The 20,528-nt window shown below is 47.4% G+C and carries 16 protein-coding genes; 3 read left to right on the top strand and 13 right to left on the bottom strand.

All coding sequences use genetic code 11. The features are described from left to right. Positions 1-134 precede the first annotated feature (134 nt). From rpsB to rplM, 3 genes are all read right to left on the bottom strand, one after another. Complete coding sequence (rpsB, locus tag H3H32_RS27250; RefSeq protein WP_182458902.1) at positions 135-968, bottom strand: 30S ribosomal protein S2; 834 nt, start codon at positions 966-968, stop codon at positions 135-137. Positions 969-1,128: 160 nt separating this feature from the next. Next, entirely contained in the window at positions 1,129-1,515 is a 387-nt protein-coding gene (gene rpsI, locus H3H32_RS27245) for a 30S ribosomal protein S9 (RefSeq protein ID WP_093825819.1), read from the bottom strand. 6 nt (positions 1,516-1,521) lie between these two features. Beyond that, positions 1,522-1,965, bottom strand: coding sequence for a 50S ribosomal protein L13 (gene rplM, locus H3H32_RS27240; protein ID WP_182458901.1), 444 nt, complete (start codon positions 1,963-1,965; stop codon positions 1,522-1,524). A 371-nt stretch (positions 1,966-2,336) separates the two neighbouring features. Between rplM and H3H32_RS27235 the strand changes: the two genes are divergently transcribed. After that, entirely contained in the window at positions 2,337-2,801 is a 465-nt protein-coding gene (locus tag H3H32_RS27235; protein WP_182458900.1) for a nucleotidyltransferase, read from the top strand. Positions 2,802-2,809: 8 nt separating this feature from the next. Here the strand turns inward: H3H32_RS27235 and mraY are convergent, their stop codons facing one another. The 6 genes from mraY to H3H32_RS27205 form a co-directional block, all read right to left on the bottom strand. Continuing rightward, positions 2,810-4,018, bottom strand: coding sequence for a phospho-N-acetylmuramoyl-pentapeptide-transferase (gene mraY / locus H3H32_RS27230; RefSeq protein WP_182458899.1), 1,209 nt, complete (start codon positions 4,016-4,018; stop codon positions 2,810-2,812). 108 nt (positions 4,019-4,126) lie between these two features. Continuing rightward, positions 4,127-5,605, bottom strand: coding sequence for a UDP-N-acetylmuramoyl-L-alanyl-D-glutamate--2,6-diaminopimelate ligase (locus H3H32_RS27225; RefSeq protein ID WP_182464492.1), 1,479 nt, complete (start codon positions 5,603-5,605; stop codon positions 4,127-4,129). Positions 5,606-5,712: 107 nt separating this feature from the next. After that, positions 5,713-7,827, bottom strand: coding sequence for a PASTA domain-containing penicillin-binding protein (locus tag H3H32_RS27220; protein WP_182458898.1), 2,115 nt, complete (start codon positions 7,825-7,827; stop codon positions 5,713-5,715). Continuing rightward, positions 7,817-8,215, bottom strand: a complete 399-nt coding sequence (locus H3H32_RS27215) for an FtsL-like putative cell division protein (RefSeq protein ID WP_182458897.1) — start codon at positions 8,213-8,215, stop codon at positions 7,817-7,819. Before H3H32_RS27215 ends, H3H32_RS27220 begins: the two co-directional genes overlap by 11 nt. An 83-nt stretch (positions 8,216-8,298) precedes the next feature. Beyond that, positions 8,299-9,792: a M20/M25/M40 family metallo-hydrolase gene (locus H3H32_RS27210; protein ID WP_182458896.1), complete on the bottom strand. Its 1,494-nt coding sequence runs from the start codon at positions 9,790-9,792 to the stop codon at positions 8,299-8,301. A 225-nt stretch (positions 9,793-10,017) separates the two neighbouring features. Beyond that, positions 10,018-10,722, bottom strand: a complete 705-nt coding sequence (locus H3H32_RS27205) for a DUF3431 domain-containing protein (RefSeq protein ID WP_182458895.1) — start codon at positions 10,720-10,722, stop codon at positions 10,018-10,020. 145 nt (positions 10,723-10,867) lie between these two features. Here H3H32_RS27205 and H3H32_RS27200 point away from each other — a divergent pair, with 145 nt between their 5' ends. Continuing rightward, positions 10,868-12,943: a S9 family peptidase gene (locus tag H3H32_RS27200; protein ID WP_240543503.1), complete on the top strand. Its 2,076-nt coding sequence runs from the start codon at positions 10,868-10,870 to the stop codon at positions 12,941-12,943. Between the two features lie 79 nt (positions 12,944-13,022). Beyond that, positions 13,023-14,567: an FG-GAP-like repeat-containing protein gene (locus H3H32_RS27195; protein ID WP_182458893.1), complete on the top strand. Its 1,545-nt coding sequence runs from the start codon at positions 13,023-13,025 to the stop codon at positions 14,565-14,567. A 96-nt stretch (positions 14,568-14,663) separates the two neighbouring features. Here the strand turns inward: H3H32_RS27195 and H3H32_RS27190 are convergent, their stop codons facing one another. The 4 genes from H3H32_RS27190 to H3H32_RS27175 form a co-directional block, all read right to left on the bottom strand. Continuing rightward, a complete protein-coding gene (locus H3H32_RS27190; protein ID WP_182458892.1) occupies positions 14,664-16,037 on the bottom strand; it encodes a glucoamylase family protein in 1,374 nt (457 codons plus the stop codon). A 128-nt stretch (positions 16,038-16,165) separates the two neighbouring features. Further along, the gene (locus H3H32_RS27185) at positions 16,166-17,836 is read right to left on the bottom strand and encodes a glucoamylase family protein (RefSeq protein ID WP_182458891.1); all 1,671 of its coding nucleotides are present in this window, start codon (positions 17,834-17,836) and stop codon (positions 16,166-16,168) included. Between the two features lie 77 nt (positions 17,837-17,913). Next, the gene (locus H3H32_RS27180) at positions 17,914-18,810 is read right to left on the bottom strand and encodes a LamG-like jellyroll fold domain-containing protein (protein ID WP_182458890.1); all 897 of its coding nucleotides are present in this window, start codon (positions 18,808-18,810) and stop codon (positions 17,914-17,916) included. Between the two features lie 179 nt (positions 18,811-18,989). Beyond that, entirely contained in the window at positions 18,990-20,525 is a 1,536-nt protein-coding gene (locus tag H3H32_RS27175) for a RagB/SusD family nutrient uptake outer membrane protein (RefSeq protein ID WP_182458889.1), read from the bottom strand. Positions 20,526-20,528 lie beyond the last annotated feature (3 nt).

The following is a 20,528-nucleotide window of genomic DNA, read 5'->3' as shown; positions in this document are numbered from 1 at the left end:
AGTCTGAAATGGAATAGCCCATAGCGGCTGGCTACGGGCTATTCCTGAGTTGTAAAGTTATACAGTTATAGAGTTATGAGGTAGTAGTTAATCTAAACTTTACAACTTCATAACTGTGTAACTCTATAACTCATTTATGCTTCCTGCTCGCCTTCAGCAACAGCGGCTGGGGTAGCCTCAGCTTCAGGTTGAGTAGCTCCTTCAGCACGAGCCTGGGCCAGGTCTTCGTTCCGTTTCGCTTCTTCTTCTTCCTGAACGCGTTGGTCGTCTTTGTCTTGTTTACGCTCCATCAGACCTTCTTCAATGGCCTTACCAATGGCAAGCGTAATCAGCGCAATTGATTTATAAGCATCATCATTGGCCGGGATAGCGAAGTCAACTTCTTCTGGGTTCGAGTTTGTATCGCACATAGCAAATACTGGGATACCCAAACGGTGTGCTTCAGCAACAGCAATGTGTTCACGCTTTACGTCAACTACGAACAGAGCAGCTGGCAAACGAGTCAGGTCGGCAATACCGCCCAATACGCGTTCCAGTTTCTCTTTATCGCGGCTACGGGTCAAACGCTCACGCTTAGCGATGCTCTTGACGGTCTCCTCGTCTTTCAGCATTTTATCCAGCGTTTGCATTTTCTTCAGCGACTTACGAATTGTAGCGAAGTTCGTTAACATACCGCCCTGCCAGCGATCGGTCACGTAAGGCATTTTCAGGCGACGTGCTTCTTCCGAAACGATTTCCTGAGCCTGCTTCTTCGTCGCTACAAACATTACTTTCCGGCCCGAACGTACAATGCCTTTGATCGCATTACAAGCTTCGTCGAGCGCAGCTACTGTTTTATTAAGGTCAATAATATGGATACCGTTCTTCTCCATGAAGATGTATGGAGCCATCCGGGGATCCCATTTGCGCGTAAGGTGGCCAAAATGCACCCCAGCGTCTAATAGATCTTTATATTCGATTTGTGCCATTTTCGTATTGAAAAATGAATGTTGTAAAAAAATACGCAGCACCACCCGTCGGCATCATCTAAGGGCAGTCTGGACTATATTTTAATGAATAATGTAAAATGAATAATGAGTTTTCCCGAAGGTCATTATACATTGTCCATTAATCATTATACAATGACTATTAACGTTTCGAGAACTGGAACCGGCGACGGGCTTTTTTCCGACCTGGCTTTTTCCGTTCAACCATACGTGAATCCCGTGTCAGGAAGCCTTCTTTTTTGAGGGCAGGACGGAATTCAGCGTTAAGTTCAACCAGCGCCCGAGCAATCGCCATGCGAGTAGCTTCGGCCTGACCAGCCACACCACCACCACGAACGTTCACTTTTACGTCATAGCCACCTACACCGTTAACGGTTGCAAATGGTTGGTTCAGAATGATTTGCAGGACTTCGGTAGGGAAATATTGTTTGTAATCTTTCCCGTTTACCGAGATGGCTCCGCTGCCCGCCGACATGTAAATTCGGGAGATGGCAGTTTTACGGCGGCCAATGGTATTAATACGATCCATTATGACTTAGAATTTAACTGCTGTTGGTTGCTGAGCCTCGTGCGGGTGTTGATCACCAGCGTAAACGTACAGGTTGGTGTACAACCGCCGACCAAGACGGTTTTTCGGTAACATACCTTTTACAGCATGCTCGATGATGCGCTCGGGATGTTTTTCGAGCAACAACCGGGGCGTCGCGAACCGTTGACCGCCAGGATAGCCTGTGTGGCGAACGTAAACTTTATCGGTCATCTTTGCACCCGTCAGGCGGACCTTGTCGGCGTTGATGACAATCACATTATCCCCGCAATCAACATGAGGTGTGAAGTTGGTTTTGTGTTTGCCGCGAATCAGGCGTGCGATTTGGCTGGCCAGCCGACCGAGCACTTCACCCTGAGCGTCAACCACAATCCAATCCTTCTGCACCGTTTCTTTGTTGGCAGAGATGGTTTTGTAACTGAGCGTATTCACTGTTATGGAGACTAATTGTTTGATTTATAAATGCTTACCTATAATAAATATAGGCCCGTCCTGAAACGGGAGTGCAAATATAGGTGGTATTGGTCTGAAAAACAAGGGTATGCGGACAATATGCCGCAAAACCGTAATTTTGGGGAGACTAACCAGATTACTTCATATGGCTGATTCTTTTAGACTTGATCGCACGGCATTTCACATGGGAACCCATGAAGAAACTGAACGTTATCATGCACGTAGTGAAAATGAAACCTATGCTGATCGACTTAAAGCATCAGCCTACTTGATCAGCGTTGCATTTGGCTATGATCTTGCTAATCCGCCCCGGTTAGATCGGACTATATTTGATGCTCGAAAACATGTAAATGGCTAGTCTATTTAATCCGGATTTCCAGGATTTCCTGGAAGCACTTCATAAACGAGAAGTACGTTATGTACTTGTTGGTGGTTATTCCGTCATTCTGCACGGCTATAAACGTACAACTGGCGATATGGACATTTGGGTAGAAAGATCAAGTGAAAACTATGCACAATTAGTGAAAGCCTTTCAGGATTTTGGGATGCCTATTTTTGATATGACGCCCGCGAATTTTCTTGATAATCCTGCTTTTGACGTTTTTACATTTGGGCGTCAGCCTGTTGCCATTGATATTATTACTGCCATTAAAGGGCTGACATTTGACGAAACGTTTGCGCAAGCCTTAGACACTACCATTGATGGCGTGACGGTTCGTCTTATTCACTATAATCACTTGATTAGAGCCAAAGAAGCTGCCGGACGCCCGCGGGACCTGAACGATATCGAACAATTAAAAAAAGGGCGTATATAAAGCTTTCCTTACCGGAGCTTCAGTGTCACCAATGCCAGAACGGCCAGCATGATGCCAACGATCCAGAAGCGAGTTACGAGTTTAGCTTCGTGGTAGCCTTTCTTCTGAAAATGGTGATGCAAAGGCGACATGAGGAAAATTCGCCTGCCCTCGCCGTATTTACGCTTTGTATACTTGAAATAGCTGACCTGCATAATTACCGATACGAGTTCAACCAGGAAGATGCCGCAGATAATCGGAATCATCAATTCTTTTCGGATCGCCAGAAACAAAACGGCGATAACTCCACCAAGCATCAGACTGCCCGTGTCGCCCATAAAAACCTGAGCAGGGTAAGAGTTATACCATAAAAATCCGACGCAGGCGCCCACAAATGCGGCACAGAAAATCACCAATTCCCCTGCATTCGGGATATACATGATGTTCAGGTATTGCGAGAAAACTTTATTTCCCGACAAATACGCTAAGACGCCGATAGTCAGACCGATAATAACGGAAGTACCGGCTGCTAATCCATCAATGCCATCCGTAATATTCGCTCCGTTGGAGACCGCCGTAATAATGAAAATACAAATCAGTACATACACAATCCAGGTATAACTGTCTGGTACAAATCCGAACAGAAGCGAGCTATAATCGAACTCATTATTTTTAACGAAGGGTACCGTCGTCAATGTGGATTTAATGTCGGTATAGATATCGGGTACGTTTGAGGTACTAAGGAGCCGGGGAGCGTATTTTCGAATTTTGACGTACTCATTAAACGATAATGTCAGGCCGACAATTAAGCCCAAACCCACCTGACCGACAACTTTGAATTTGCCTTGTAAACCTTCTTTATTTTTCTTGAAGACTTTAATATAGTCGTCCAGAAAGCCAATCATGCCTGTCCAAACGGTAGAAACAAGCGCCAGAACGACATAAACGTTAGATAGTTTGGCGAATAATAAGGCAGGAATCAGCAGGGAAGCCAGAATAATAAAGCCGCCCATCGTTGGGGTGCCTCGTTTTTGCATTTGCCCCTCCAGGCCAAGGTCGCGAATGGACTCGCCAATTTGCAGATTACGGAGTATGTCGATAATACGCCGACCGAAAACTGCCGCAATGAGTAGCGAAGTTATAACTGCACCGAGTGCACGAAAGGAAATATATTGGAAAACCCCGGCACCAGGGAAGTTGTAGCGTTCGTCGAGAAACTGGAAGAGGTAATAGAGCATAAGTAATTGAGTGATTGAGTGATTGAATGATTGAGTGATTAAATGACCTGTGTCACTCAATCACCGCACCGGCGGCCCGGTCAATCATTCAATCACTCAATGGCAAAGTTACTGATTTCCGCGTTCTGAGAAAGCCTCTTGTAAGACAGCACGGTCGTCAAAATTGTATTTGACCCCTTTAATTTCCTGATAGGTTTCGTGGCCTTTACCGGCAACCAGAATAATATCGTGGGGGTGGGCGAGGGAAACGGCTTGGCGAATAGCTTCGTGTCGATCCTCAATAGTTTGTGTTTTTTTTACATCGACTAAAGGTACACCAGCCTGCATCTGTTCCAGGATAGCCATTGGCTCTTCGTTGCGCGGATTATCGGACGTCAGAATAACGCGATCGCTAAACTTACAGGCGATTCCGGCCATAATCGGACGTTTAGCTGCATCGCGATTGCCACCACAGCCAACCAGCGTAATGATCTGTGGAAGATACCCTTGTTCATCAACCTGGCGCAATTCATTAATCGTTTCCAGTACGTTTTGCAACGCATCGGGCGTATGCGCATAATCGACGATACCAACAATTTTAGTATCGGAGACGACCTGTTCAAAGCGGCCTCGGGGAGGAGTAATGCCTGACAATAAGGTTAATACATCAGTTGGCTCTTCGCCCAATAAGACTGCCGCGCCATAAACACTTAGCAGATTGTAGGCATTGAAGCGACCGATCAATTTAAACCAGACCTCATTATCATCGACTAGCATATGGAGGCCAAACAAGCTATCTGCCAGGATTTTACCCTTGAAGCTAGCCAATGTTTGTAAGGAGTAAGTCTCTTTACGAGCTGCTGTGTTCTGGAGCATCACTAAACCACGCTTGTCGTCAACATTGGTTAACGCGAAGGCAGAGGCTGGCAGTTGATCAAAGAATCCTTTCTTAGCCCGGATATAATTATCGAACGTTCCGTGAAAATCGAGGTGGTCGTGGGTAATGTTTGTGAAAATGCCCCCTGCAAAATGTAAGCCTGCAATACGCTCCTGCACAACGGAATGTGAACTGACTTCCATGAATACATGCGTACAGCCATGCATGCGCATTTTCACCAGTAATTGATTCATGGTGATGGCATCGGGCGTAGTATGGGTGGCCGGAATTACCTCATCGTCAATCTGATTCTGAACCGTAGACAGTAACCCGCAGCGGTAACCCAGGGCGCGAAACAGGCGGAAGAGTAAGGTGGCAACGGATGTTTTGCCATTCGTTCCAGTGACGCCCACAAGTTTTAGTTTCTGGGAGGGATGTTCGTAGAAATTTGCCGCAGCTAACCCCATCACCCGAGCCGAATTCTGAACTGATATATAGGCTACAGATGGATCAATTTCTGAAGGTAACTCTTCGCAAAGGATAGCGGCCGCCCCCTGACTAATAGCTGTCTGGATAAAGGTATGACCATCTGCCACGGTTCCACGAATGGCAATAAACAAACTACCGGACCCAACTTTGCGGGAGTCCATAGTCAGGTTTGTAATCTCGGTATTCATACTGCCCGATGTGGCCAGCAGAGGAATTTTATAAAAGAGGTCTTTTAGTTGCATACGAATAGAACGAACAGGCTGCTCGTTTGGCATTTGCAAAAAAACGGTTTGCGTGTGGGACTACCTAATTTGCGAGCAAAGTCCTTTCACTAAACAGCCATTAACGACTAGCCTAGTGTTAGGGTAATTGCCTTACCTGCCGTTTTTTCGATACCTACTCCGGGCGAAACAGATTGATCCTTAACCTTTCCGCGGCCTTCAACAGATACCCGGAAGCCCCGATTTTCGAGCAGGAATAGGGCATCTCGTAGTGTCAATCCGCGTACATCGGGAACCTGATCAGGTCGGGTTGTGCGCGATTTCCAGCGCCCGCCTGATGCTGATTCAACCCAGCCTTCGGTTGAGGGCTCATTGGGAATATTCAGTGTTGAACTAATTGTGTGTAAATCATCTGCATAGCCAGCCATCAGGCCCGTTGTTGAGCGTGGGCTTGAGGAACGGGCCTTTATTGGGGAGTGTATGCTATAATCGTAAGCCACAATACGGTCGGCTACGGTTTTGAATACGGGAGCGGCTACGGCACCTGCATACAGTAAATCGATGTTGTCGCCTTGTGGGCTGTCAACTACTGTAACCATGCTGTATTTTGGGTTATCAGCTGGGAAATAACCAATAAACGACGTGTAATACTTACCTACCTGGTATTTCCCGTTGACGATTTTCTGCGCAGTACCCGTCTTTCCGGCAATGGCATAATAGGGGTTGTTGATGTGCTTCGCTGTTCCCTGAACAACCACACCACGAAGCAGTTGCTGGGCTTTACGAATTGTGGCTGGTGAGCATATAGCTTCGGGAGCTACGTAAGGTTTATTATCTTCAATGATCTCATTCGCAAGCTTGATCTGTTTCACAATAACGGGGCGAACCCAGTGCCCATCATTGGCCACCGCATTGTAAAACGCCAGCATTTGCAATGGTGTAATCTGCATTTCGTATCCGTAAGACATTGATGTGAGCGATACTTTGCTCCATCCCTTCATATCCGGGTTGCGAACAACAGGAACGGCTTCCCCTTTCATATGGATACCCGTTGATTTTGTCAGGTGAAACTGACGGAGATACTGGCAATACAAGTCGGGCCGTCTGTAGAAATAACTCCGCATGAGCAAGTGAGTTCCGACATTTGACGACTTCTCAAATACCTGCCGAGCTGTGATGGTTCCATGACCGGCACGGCTAGCGTCGTGAATTCCCAAGCCATTATACGTAGCCGAACCATTTCCGGTAGCCACCAACTGATCGAGCGAAATGGCTTTTTCTTCCATTAAAGCCATCATAGTGGCTAATTTGAACGTTGAGCCGGGATCGGTTCGATCGGCCAGCGCGTGGTTGAAATTTTCAACATAGCCATCACCCTGTTTGGTGAGGTTTGCCATTGCGCGGATTTCGCCGGTAGCTACTTCCATGACAATGACACAACCTTTGGCGGCATTGTATTTTTCCAACGCCGAACGCAGGGCTGATTCGGCCATATCCTGATAATTGACGTCGATCGTCGTGTACAGATCCATGCCGGGTTCGGGCGTCATATCGGGTCCATCTTCAACGGGTTTTCGAATACCCCCCGATAATACTTCGACCAGACCTACGGCATTTTTACCCGCCAAAGCTGGTTGGAAACTGGCTTCCAGACCAATCAGACCCCGATTGGTTTTAGCATTAAGGTTACCAATGGTACGCTCAGCCATCTGGCCATAAGGGTGATAGCGTTCGTAATACGGACGGAGAACTCCACCACGAGCAGCGACTTTGGCCGATGACCTGAAAAATGGCCATTTAAGCATTTCCTGTCGCTCCTTAAACGTAACCCGCCGACGATTCAATAACAGGTACCGGCGTTTATGTTTCCGAGCGTTAACAATATCGTCTTTGTAATCATTGACAGACCGATCACGATAAATCCGGGAGAGCAAAAGAGCCAGCGAATCTATTTTTTTATCAAAGTATTCAGGTTTCGCCATCGTTGGGTCAAGCCCAACAACGTAGGTGGGTAACGAGGTGGCCAACAGACTTCCATCGTTCGCGTAAATGTTACCCCGCATGGCCGGAATAGTATCGCGACGGATTAACGTTTCTTCGACCCGAGCGCTATAGAACCGACCTTTTAAATCCTTCTTGAAGTACTGAACAGATACAAGGCGCACAATGATGCACAACGCGAGGGCAATGACAAAGTAGAAAATGTGATTGGCCCGCTGAATAATGTCCTGTTTAATGTTCATCTGACTTGACGACGATTTTATGGGGTGGTGTTTGACTATCGGCTAACCCAAGCTCAACAACGCGTTTGCTGATTTCGGACTGTTTACCACTTTTATTGAAATCAGCCTGTAACACAGTGAATTGAGAACGCAATTCATCGACCTGTGTTTTGGTGCGCTGAATACGTCGAACCAGCCGTTCGGCGTTGTGATTCAGGCCAATATAGAGAATGAGCAGAAACGTGACCCACAGAATGCGGTCGATATGCTGAATTGGCCAGGCGTTATCTTCGCCAAAAAGCCTGTCGAGGCCAATGGCGTCATTTAGCCAGGATGCCAGTTTGAGTTTGCGCCGTTGTTGCTTTTGTTTAGCAACTCGTTCGGGCTGACGGAAGGTATTTTTAGCCATGGCTGGGTTAGGACACGATGGTACTACAAATAAACAAAAACATCGTTGCCTAACCGATACCCAATTTTTCTTTCACTAGAAAATTACTCTTTCCAGCGCCATTCGTTGGCAATCTGTAACGGTGTGCGCAGGCCTTGTGCCACCAGATAATCGCGGGTCTGCGTATCGGTCTGGCGCTTTGTTGGAATGGCATCTGCATCAGCTAGTGCATACAAAAGCATCGTCGAGTACCGAACCGTATTTTTTAATTGGTCGGCGTTGACAAGATTCATGCGGTCGCAATTGGCATGATAGCAGTCGAGTACTTCTCGGGCAAGATGGCCGTTCATTCCCACAACCGGAACCCCTTCGAGCATAAAAGGTTGATGATCAGAGTGTAATCCGGCCTGATTTTGCATCTGGTTTGGAAATACAGGCTCGACTTGCTTCATCATTTCGCCAACCTCATTCAAAAATGCCACCATATCGGTACGACCAAAGGCATTCAAACCCGTCGGGTCGTTCGTCATGTCGAGGTTCATCATGTAGCGAACATTGTCTAACTGACCCGATTTTTTCAGGTTCTCAACCATAGCCTTAGAACCGAGTAAGCCTTGTTCTTCGCCCATAAACAGGACAAATTCAATTGTTCGTTTAGGCTTCAATTTCAAGGCTTTAAACGTTCGGGCGATATCCATAACCGCAAACGAACCAATGCCATTGTCAATCGCTCCGGTAGCCAGATCCCACGAATCCAGGTGACCACCGACAATGATTTTTTCTTCGGGAAATTTTGAGCCTTTCAAGGTAGCGACTACGTTGCGGGCCCTAATTTTTCGACTGGTATTTGTCATGTTAATCTGGGCATGAAACGGACCACGCTCTTCCTGCATCCAGGACCGAAGCGCTTCCCCACTTTCATAGGAAATGCAGACAGACGGAACAGGAATTAGCTTGCCCGTAACCGAAGCCGTACCTGTCAGTAACACATTGCCCGGTACCAAATTGACCATAATAACGCCCGATGCGCCATACTGAATAGCCAGTGCTGTTTTTTCGGAGCGGTGTAAATTCCGGGCTCCTTTTGTTGGAGCCGCCAGACCAATATTAACCAGCGCGACTTTGCCTTTTAGTTTGCCTTTTAAAGCCGCAAAGTCACCTTCTAAGCCATTGCCTACATCAATGATCTCCCCTTGTACGTGTGCTTCAACGGGGGAGTGTGCTAATGAGACGACCGGAACATCCCGAAAGTTGTCACTTTTGTTAGGAACAATAGAAAGCGTAACGGTATCACGCATCCAGGCTTCTACCTCAAATGGCTCATAGTGAACCTCTTTGAACCCATAAGACGATAACAAATTGAACGCATATGCTTCGGCACGTGCGCCATTAGGACTGCCCGTTAGGCGGTGACCAACTTGTTCTGATGCGTTGGCAAGTGTTTCGTAGGCACGACTGTGCTCACTTACCTCTTTATTGATCCGAGTAAATGCCTTCTGAAAAGAAAGTTTGTTGGGGTAAAAAGCGGTTAGCGTACCGGCAGTACCGATACAGAACAGCACGAGCCTAAATCGGGGCACGTAAAATGTTCGGGCCATGAGAGGATGGGTAGAATTCTTGGCTAAAGATACAGAAAAGGCAACTGATTTCGATGCTGACTGATTAGACGCACGAACCTGCAAAAGCGTTCGGATAGACTGGCGAAAAAGTATAAAATTTATCTAAGTGATACCATTCGTGGTGTATTTTCTATTAAACGGGGCTTAATAAATCAGTATTAATCAACCTAAATGAAAAAGAGGCCTCTTAATGGCGATTTTAGTTTAACCAATCTGCTGGTGTTTCATTGGTTTTAGTTGGACGGTTAAACGTCCGGCCAGCCAGTCAGGATCAAGGCCGACTACATCAAAAACGCGATCCCAGCTTCGCTCGAAACAATGGGCTGCATCGGGAAAGGCTACTGACACCTCTAAAGCGCGTTCGTAGAACGATACGGGCTTTTGCTGCAAAAGGTTGCGATGAATAGCAAATTGGGCACCCAGCACAAAGGTGTATAGAGGTGGCCCGTCATTGTCGAAAAGTGCACGATGAAACCCAACCAGATCGAGCCCGCGACCATCTTCGTTTTTGCTCCAGGGCTGAAAAAGACGTTGCCCCTGGTTGTCGTCGGTATCAATTAAATGGCCGAGCCAGTGAAACCCTCTTCGTTGACTTGCACCAGGTTTAAACCCGGTGCAAGTCAACGAAGAGGGTTCTAGAACCATATCTTGTAGTGTTTTCTTGAAGTCGTATGCATGGTCAAACGGTTTCCCCTGGCAAAAAATCGTCCATTCGGCTAAAGTGTCGTAACGATTAACGATATGGTGCAGGTACGTATGGGCTTCTCGGCCAACATTAGGTAGTGGAATTGTCTTATGCTCTACCTCGGCGTTTGGTCCTTTGCTATAAACGGTTTTTTGCAAAGTAGCGGGGATGTTCCGAAGCCAGTTCAGGTTTTCGGTATAATGAGCAACAACGAGTTCAAGCATAGTAAACCTATAAGGTTTCAAAAATCGTATAGGTTTCGTTAATCATCCTCTATTTTTACTGTCGATCTTCCGAAACAAACTGAAACGACGTCCTTCTATGAAACGGACTTGTCTCTTACTTATAAATTCCCTCACGCTATACAGCATGACTCAGGCACAGAATCCAGCGATAACTCCGCCCAAAGCGGCTATCAAACCGAAAGAGTTGATTACAAACGGTCATAAACGGATCGATAATTATTACTACCTCAACGAACGCGAAAACCCGGAGGTTATCAAATACTTAAACTCCGAAAATACCTACCTCGACCAAGTATTAGCTCCTGTAAAAGATCTGCAAACCAAGCTGTTCGACGAGATGAAAGGGCGTATTAAGCAGCAGGATGAGTCTGTACCCTACAAAGAAGGCGCTTATTACTACTACAGCCGATACATTACGGGGGGCGAATACCCAATTTACTGCCGTAAAAAAGGCTCGTTGGAAGGCGCCGAAGAGATAATATTCGATGGCAACGTCATGGCCAAAGGACATAGCTACTATCAGCTTGGAGGGTATGAAGTATCAGATAATGACGAGCTGGCCATTTTTGCGGAGGATACCGTTAGTCGGCGGCTATATACCTTACGGATTAAAAATCTGAAAACAGGTAAACTCTATCCCGAATCCATCCCCGATACCGAAGGAGGTAGCTTTGCCTGGGCGACAGACAATAAGACACTCTTTTACATCAAAAAAGACCCACAAACGTTGCTCGGTTATCAGGTGTATCGGCATGTGCTGGGCACTGATCCGAAGGCCGATGTGCTGGTCTACGAAGAGAAAGACAACCAGTTCTACATGGATCTGGGTCGCTCAAAATCAAAGAAGTACATCACTATTGGTTCCGATCACAATGGCGTTTCAACGGAATATCGACTACTGGAAGCGAGTAAACCAACCGGCGAGTTCAAGGTGTTTTTACCGCGCGAAAAAGGACACGAATATGACATTGTTCACTACAACGACAAGTTCTACGTTCGTACAAACTGGAAAGCCGAAAACTTCCGGCTCATGGAAGTGCCTGAAGGAAAAACAACTGATCGGACTGTCTGGAAAGAGGTAATTGCCCATCGCCCCGATGTGTATTTGGCCAATATGGATGTGTTTGTTAACCACCTTGTTTTGGGGGAACGTAAAGCAGGGTTGACAAATATTCGGGTCATTAACCAAAAAACGAAGGCCGACGAATACCTCGATTTCGGCGAACCAGCGTATGTCGCAGGCATCGGCTATAATCCCGATTTTAATACGAATATCCTCCGGTATAGCTACTCATCGTTGACAACGCCTAATTCTACCTTCGACTATAACATGGATACGAAGGAGAAAACCCTGAAGAAGCAACAGGAAGTTTTGGGTGGCTTTGATAAGAACAATTACGTATCGGAGCGGGTGTACGCTACCGCTCGCGATGGGGTACAGGTGCCCGTTTCATTGGTGTATCGAAAAGGAACAAAGAAAGATGGTACAGCGCCTTTGTTACAATATTCTTACGGCTCGTATGGCTACTCGACCGATCCCGGTTTCAGTTCTACGCGCCTGAGTCTGCTTGATCGGGGTTTCATTTTCGCCATTGCGCACATTCGGGGTGGGCAGGAAATGGGTCGGCGTTGGTACGAAGATGGGAAAATGTTGAAGAAGAAAAATACGTTTAACGACTTTGTGGATGTGTCGGAATACCTCATCAAAAGTAAATACACCAGCGCCGATAAACTTTTTGCTATGGGCGGTAGCGCCGGTGGTTTACTAATGGGGGCCATTATCAATCAGGCTCCGCAACTGTATCGGGGCGTTGTAGCGGCTGTTCCCTTTGTTGATGTTGTTACAACCATGCTCGACGAAAGCATTCCACTTACCACGGGCGAATTTGAAGAGTGGGGTAATCCCAAAAATAAGGCCTATTACGACTATATGTTGTCGTATTCGCCCTACGATAACGTTGAAAAGAAAGCCTATCCCAACCTACTGGTAACGACCGGTTTGCACGATTCGCAGGTGCAGTATTGGGAACCTGCCAAATGGGTGGCCAAGCTTCGGGCTTTGAAAACCGATACTAATCAATTGTTACTTCATACCAACATGGAAGCCGGCCACGGTGGGGCATCGGGCCGGTTCCAGGCGTTGAAAGAAATCGCGTTGGAGTACGCCTTTATCCTTAATCTGGTTGGGCAGCGGCAGTAAATTTTTGTCTGGGCCAAGCTCTGGCTTGGCCAGTTAAGCAAAATACAAGGCCAAGCCAGAGCTTGGCCCAGACAGTGCCATGATTTCGAAAAAAACGCCGTTGAGTCAAGCCTACAGTTGGGTTCTAACGTTAGCCGTTGCTGGAATACTGGGTGGCAGTTGCCAATCTGGTAAGGATGCTGCGCTGAATAACCCGGTTATTGCCGAAGGTAAACAGCTGGCTCAAAAACATTGCGCATCGTGCCACCAGCTACCAGCGCCAGAGCTATTGGATAAAGAAACGTGGGTAAAGCATGTTTTGCCTGCGATGGCGGTTAACCTGGGACTGGAGGTTTATCCGGCAGATGGCTTGTATTATGCGGGACCCAAATCCGCGATTTCGTTTAACGATTGGCAAAAACTGATGGCGTATTATCAGGCGCTGGCTCCTGAGAAACTAAAACCTGCCGACAAGCCAGAATCTACTGTAGATGATTGGGCCATGTTTGCGTTGGAAAAACCGCAGGCTGATACGTCCCAAACGGCCATGACAACGCTGGTGGCCATTGATACGATTGGCCATCGATTGTTTTCCAGCGATGCGTTTCGAAGTGATGTAACGCGTTGGGATCAACAGTTGAAACCGGCCTTATTTAGGCAGCTCAATTCGGCCGCGGTTAATGCCCAGTTTTTTCGAGATGCCACGGGCAACGAGCGTGAGTTGTTCACCACATTGGGCACCATGAAAGCCGCTGATATAGAAAAAGGGGAGCTTATCCTTCTCCCGTCGACTGGTCAGGGCAAGGCAGATTCATCGGCAGTGGCCATCGACTTACCAAGACCTCTACAAACTATATCTGCCGACTTTAACAAAGATGGACTGATGGACTGGGTTGTTTGTGGATTTGGGCATTTGAAAGGAGGCTTATATTGGTTGAAACAGCAGGTGAATCATCAGTTTACGAAATTGCCCATTAAAGAAGTACCCGGTGCTAGTCAGGCCGTTGTTGGGGATTATAACGCTGATGGTTGGCCCGATCTGGTGGTTTTGTTTGCCCATGCCGATGAGGGTGTCTGGCTGTTCCTGAACAATAAAAAAGGTGGATTTACGGAACGAAACCTGCTTCAGTTCCCGGCAGTTTATGGCTCAACCAGCTTTCAACTAGTTGATTTTAACAAAGATGGCCGTTTGGATATTTTGTACACCTGTGGCGATAACAGCGATTATTCGAAAGTACTGAAACCGTATCATGGCGTCTACATCTACCTCAATCAGGGCGATTTTCGTTACAAACAAGCCTATTTTTATCCTATAAACGGTTGCACCAAAGCCGTCGCCACCGACTTCGATCAGGATGGGGATCTGGACATTGCGACGATTGCGTTCTTCGCTGATTTTACCGATGATCCATCCGAAGGTTGCCTGATTTTTGAGCAGCAAAAACCGCTACAGTTTAGTCCGCATGTTATGCCCGTCAGCACCTATGGGCGTTGGATTTGTATTGACGTGAACGACATTGATCAGGATGGCGATGCCGATATTGTTCTCGGAAATTTCTCGAAAACATTCATCATTCAGGAAGGCTTGAAACCGACCTGGGATACGCATTTGCCGTTGATTGTCTTGAAAAATAAGACGCGATAGCAACAAAATTTATTTTTGTCATGCTGACGCCAGGAAGCATCTTCAGTAGGAGGCCTTAAGATGCTTCCTGGCGTCAGCATGACAAAAGCGTGACTTCTACTTCAACCAGCCGCCCGTAAAGCCAGCGCGTTTTAAACCTCTCTGGATATGCGGATTACGCTTCATCAGATTCCAGACAAAGCTCGTTCGGGCGTTTTCTGCCATGAGTAAAATCGGTCCCTGATCAATGCCAAGGTAATCGATGTCGAACCAGCCGTTGGCTGTGGAGCCGTTAGCGTAGGCTGAAGCATACCTGTAGGTTGGGTTGAAGGCGTCCCGGAAACCGTATTGTCCGTACAATTTACTGCCATACTTGCTTTTCATCGCTTTCAGCGCGGGCAGGCAAATTTCAGGAGCGAAAGCTATCGAACCACCGGCCGCTGTAGGGGCAATGGTTCCGTCGTCTACGATTTGTTGAATAGCAGCCCCGCGTGCCCGGTACGAAAAGAAATTTCGACTAGCTGCGGTTGTATCCTTTGGACCATCGCAGGCAGTTAGTCCCCAAATCGTTGGACTGTAGTCTTGCCATTTTGCCGGATTCTCTACACAGTAGGCCCGATTCGCGTAAGTAGCCCGACGCGAGTTCTCAAAGTAATCGATGCCTTTCGTTTGCATGTAGTTATCCTTGATACTTCGGAAATCGATCCAGACGTGGGAGTATTGGTGGCCAAATAGCGGATCGAAATTGACGTGCTGCTGGCCCTGGAAATTTGCCCAATCGTAGCTTTTAGTCCAGGCAGTCCACACGTCCTCGCCAACCGGATGCGTAGGCGAACCCAGTGCCAGTATGTACAACAACATTCCTTCGTTGTAGCCTTTCCAATCGGCAGGTATAAACCCTTTTTCGGGGTGCCAGCCCATTGATACAAACGGGCGACGCGCCTGAATCCAGGTCCAGTCCACACGCGCATAAATCTGCTCGGCCAACTGGCGGATTTCGGTTTCAACGGGTGTGTTCTTGTCGAAATAAGTCTGAGAACTTAATATACCGCCTAGTAAAAGCGCCGTATCAATCGTGGATAACTCGACTTGTTTGAAGCGCTCCCCGGTTTTCATATCCAGAAAATGGTAGAAGAATCCCTTATAGCCTGTAACGCCTGTTGCTTTGTCAGATTGGGGCGCTTTGGCGAAAAAGCGAAGCGTTCTGAGCGTTCGATCAGCGGCTTGTGTACGAGTAATGTAACCCCGCTCGACCCCTACCAGGTAAGAGGTAAGGCCGAAACCCACGGCGGCAATACTCGCAAATGAGTTGGTTGGTGCACGATCGGGAATTAGACCATTTTCGGGATTCGTTGTATCCCAGAAATACCGGAATGTATCTCGTTGAAGACTATCCAGAAATGCATTGTCTGCTGCCGTGAACCGGTAAGTTGGTTTCGATTGGGCAAAAGCAATGCTTATGGTCAGGAAAAAGAGAAAGAATGTTTTCATAAGGCAGTTCTATAAGTGTAGCGTGGACATCCTGTCCGCGTAGACGAAGGCTAACTATATTGTTGAAAATTTTAACCTTCAGCTATGCGGACAGGATGCTGGAACGCCAGCCCGGCCGAGCTACAGTATCAATTCAGATTGGGGCTTTGGAAGCCCAGGCCTTTCATGCCTTTCTTGACTTCGGGGCAGCTCATAAACAATTTCCAGAGTAGTTGCGAGCGCTGATTTTCGACCATCACGATAATCGGCCCCTGATCGATGGCTAAGAATGAGTCGGCAAACCAGATGTTGTTTAGATTGAAGGCATCGACAAAACCGTAGTCTTTCCAAATTTTATCGCCCAGTTTGTAATAGAAAAATCGGAGCGCCTGCATCGACTCGGTAGGCGTGTAGGGCATCGACGATAGGGCCGCCGTTGGGGCAATCGTGCCGTTGTCGTTTGTTGGGTCACGGGCGGAGTAGCCATCCTGTTGATCGCTGGCGGTTAGGCCCCAGCAGTCAGCACTATAGCCGCTGTATTGTTTTGGGTTGGTTTTGCAATACGTGTAGTTTATCTGCGAATGCGCCGTGTTTTGTTGCCAATAATCGGCGTAGGTATCTGTCAGGTCATGCGGATTGATCCCTAAAAAGGAATATTGGGAGAAGAATAGCGGGCCTCCATAAGCCGGGCCTAATGGGAGCTTGATGCCGTAATAGCTGTTCCCATTCTTCATTTGGCCGTTCTGTGCCCAACTGTTGTCGTAAATGGTTTTAGTAATAGGCGAGGTGTTTGATGAAGCCGCCAATACATAGGTAATCAGGGCTTCATTCCAGCCGCGAATGGGCAGATTCATGTCCCAATTGTAGTTGGGCGACCAGTGCCAGTACAGATTGGTTTCGGTGCCGTTTTTGGTAAACCAGTTCCATTCAACGCCATCCCAAAGCGCATTTATGCTTTTTCGTAAGGCAATCTCGTCAGCGTTGGTTGAACTGTTGAAATACTGTCGGGCAGTCAATAACCCCTGCATCAGATACGATGTTTCGACCAGATCAGCTCCGTCGTCTTTCGCACTAAACGGAACCGTTGCCCCCGTTGCCCCATTGAGCCAGTGCGGAAAGGCACCGTGATACCGTTTCGCGTTGTTGGTCAGGAAATTCGTGATTGTGGTTAGCCGGGTCAATCCTTGCTGACGAGTGATAAAATTCCGGTTTATACCCACCAGAATGGCCATGACGCCGAAGCCACTTCCACCCGACGTAACGATATCGCCCGACGAATTACGCTCACGAGCCAGACCTGAAACCGGATGTCCAAAATCCCAGAAGTACTTAAACGTCTGTTTCTGAACGAGATCGAGTAGGAGCGAATCGCTGATGCGCGGGAATTTATCGGTGTTGTCGAGAGACGTTGTCAGGTTGACTGTTACGGTTGAATTCAAAACGGAATTCCGGGCTGATGTTAGCGTTGGTTGTACGGTAAACTGATAAGCTGTCAGCGCGCTAAGTGAACTCTGAGGGGTTGCTGTTATAACCGTATCGCCACTGGAAACAGTATAGTTTAAGGGAACAGATACACCCGTCGATTTCAGGGAAAGCTGAATAGCTTTTGCAACGGATTCCTTTTGAAGCGGTGCCGAAAAAGATATCGTTATGACTGGATTGGCACCAACATTCTGAAAGCTCATGCTTGATGATGCTTGCCCGTTTACCTGAACCGGATGGAAGTAAAACGATTCGGGCGGCTCAACGTCCTGCGTTTTTTTGCAGGATAAGCCAGCGACTACCAGAAAAAGTAGTCCAATTAATTTGGTCGTATTCATATCTTGTTTTCAGAACGTTAGTAATAAGGGCTGTTTTCATGATGAAAACAGCCCTTGATGGTATGTCTTTTATTGACTTAGCGTCCTGCTTTTTCGAGCTGGTACAGTGAACTAACGTCTGTATCAGACAGTGCTTTGTTGTACACCCGAACTTCGTCAATACTTCCATTGAATAGACCCTGCCAAACCTGATTAGCCGAACTAGCGAATCCAGAGTTTACGTTCGGGAAAGCACCGATAAGAACTTGGCTTGGCGTTGGGAATACTAACGGCCCAGTTGTGCCTCTTTGACGATATCTACTGTTAGATACCACGCTTCCGTTTGCATAAATATCAATTGTCGAAGAAGAGCCATCATATTTAAAAACAACATGCGTCCATTGGCCAGATACCTTTGTCACTTTGAACGTATTACCAGCGTCAGCAGCATCGCCACTGTTTACATTATCTTGTCCACTACGTTGTCCACTTGAATATTGGCCAACAAACCCGTGTAGAACTAAGGTGTCAACAGTAGATTTTTTCTGACCTGTTTCAACGAGGAGATTGATCATTTGCCCCCAGTCTGTAGCAGAAGGACTGGTCAAACCGAAATATTCAGAAGCCGTTGTTCCATTATTAGCAGTATTTACCCAAGCGCTCACAGTGACACTCCCTAATGCACTGGCACTGCTGAGAGAACTTATAACTGGATAGAGAAGATAGCCAGAACTCAGTTGTAATGCCTGCCCTTTCACGCCTGTTGTAAATGACGCATTAGTGCTTTTGGACGGTGCTGTTCCAGAAATTGCTTCATTATTGGTGCCGTCGAAAGTCCAATGAGCGATCATGTTCGTAGCTGCTACATCGTTAGAGCCATTGTAACCGCCAATAGGAGGTAATGTAGCCACATCATCACTTTTTTTGCAGGAGGTAAACGCTGCACTCATTACCAGCCCTGCCATCACCCACGCTGAGATTTGTCTTGTTTTCATGATTAATTGGTTTTAATTGTACTTGGAAATTGGGTTTGATTGTACTCGAAAAAGCTTGTATTCAGTTGTTTGTATTGGCGTTTTTGTCATCCCGACGCAGGAGGGATCTTCGGGAGAGAATGATTTTTTGACGCTTCCGAAGATCCCTCCTGCGTCGGGATGACAAAAGCAAGAAATCATCAATAGCCAGGATTCTGATCCAGTTTGCCACCACTCAATTGGATTTGCAGACTCGGCACGGGCAGTAATTCGTTTTTGCCTGCTACGAAATTCTTTCCGGCAGCCTGCATCACCTGGGCTGCCCGACCTGTCCGGACTAAGTCGAAGAAGCGGTCGTGTTCCATGGCCAGTTCAATCCGACGCTCGTTCCAGATAGCTGTACGCAGGTCGCCCTGAGCAGCCGCTTTGGTAGCGGCTAACCCGGCGCGTGTACGTATCTGGTTCAGATAAGTAATTGCCGTTGCCGATTGGCCTAATTCGTTATTGGCTTCGGCATTCATGAGCAGCACATCCGCATAGCGTAACAGGCGTACGTTTTTCTGCTTTTTGTCGCGATTGCCCAGATAAGGTTCTATGCTCGGGTTTTCGCTGGCGTAGGCTTTGTAGTTGTAGTAGAGATTCTGTACCGAATCGGCGCTGGGAATGCGGAAGCCATCATACAGAACCGTTCCAACGTGTTTACCACTATTGTCAATGGTAATAATGGTGGATGCTCTACGTTTATCGCCCGCTTCATAAGCATTTACCAAACTCTGGCTTGGCGTATCGAAGCCAAAACCTAAGTCGGTCCAGCCACCTTTGTTGCCTACGCGGGGGCCTTGCCAGGTGCAATAGCCACCCACGGCGATGTCGCCGTTATTGAAGGTGCCACTCTGGGTTTCAAAGATGGATTCACTGTTGTTATTACCAACGTATCGCCAGATGGTCGTGTAATCAGGTACCAATGAATACTGCCCTGAATTGATTACCTCCTGCGTCAGCGCCTGGACTTGTTGCCAGTTTTTACGGTAGAGATAGGTTTTAGCCAGAAGCGCCTGAGCCGCTCCTTTGTTCGCATGGCCTACGCCAGCCTGCGCCCGTAGTGGTAAATTGGCAATGGCATATTGGAGGTCCTGCGTAATGACATTATAAATCGTGTCGACTGGAGCCCTTGTCTGAAAAGCCGGATCAGTGTTAGCATCCTGCGCGTCTTTGGGTACCCGAACCACTTTGGGTACCTTACCAAAAAAGCGAACCAGGTTAAAGTAGTAGTAGCCGCGAATAAACCGAACTTCCCCAATAAGTCGAGTCTTGGTTGTGGCATCTATGGAAGCTGTTTGAAGGGCGGCCAATGCCTGATTTGCCCGAGAAATACCACTGTAATAGCCATTCCATAAAGCCGCTACGAAGTTATTGGTTGGCGTTGTCGTAAAATTGTCGATATCCTTTAGGCTTGGCTGATCACCATCGAAACTACCCTTGTCGGCGTCGTCGGAAATGATGTTGGTAGCCGCAATGAAGCTGATGCCATGTACATCGCCCCCGTCTCCCCCAAAAGCCTCACTGTTGTACAGGCTGTTATACACACCCGTCACCAAATTGATTGCCAGATTGGGGTCGGTTGCGGTTGTCGCCTGACCTTGTACGGGTACATCCAGAAAACTTTTCTGGCAGGAAGCCGTCAGTAATAAAGCTGCGAAGCTCGTACTTATATAAAGAAATGTTGTGCGTTTCATGTC

Source organism: Spirosoma foliorum (assembly GCF_014117325.1).
GTDB classification, from domain to species: Bacteria; Bacteroidota; Bacteroidia; order Cytophagales; family Spirosomataceae; genus Spirosoma; species Spirosoma foliorum.
The sequence above is the reverse complement of the archived record's forward strand: the minus strand, read 5'-3'. Positions and strand labels throughout refer to the sequence as shown.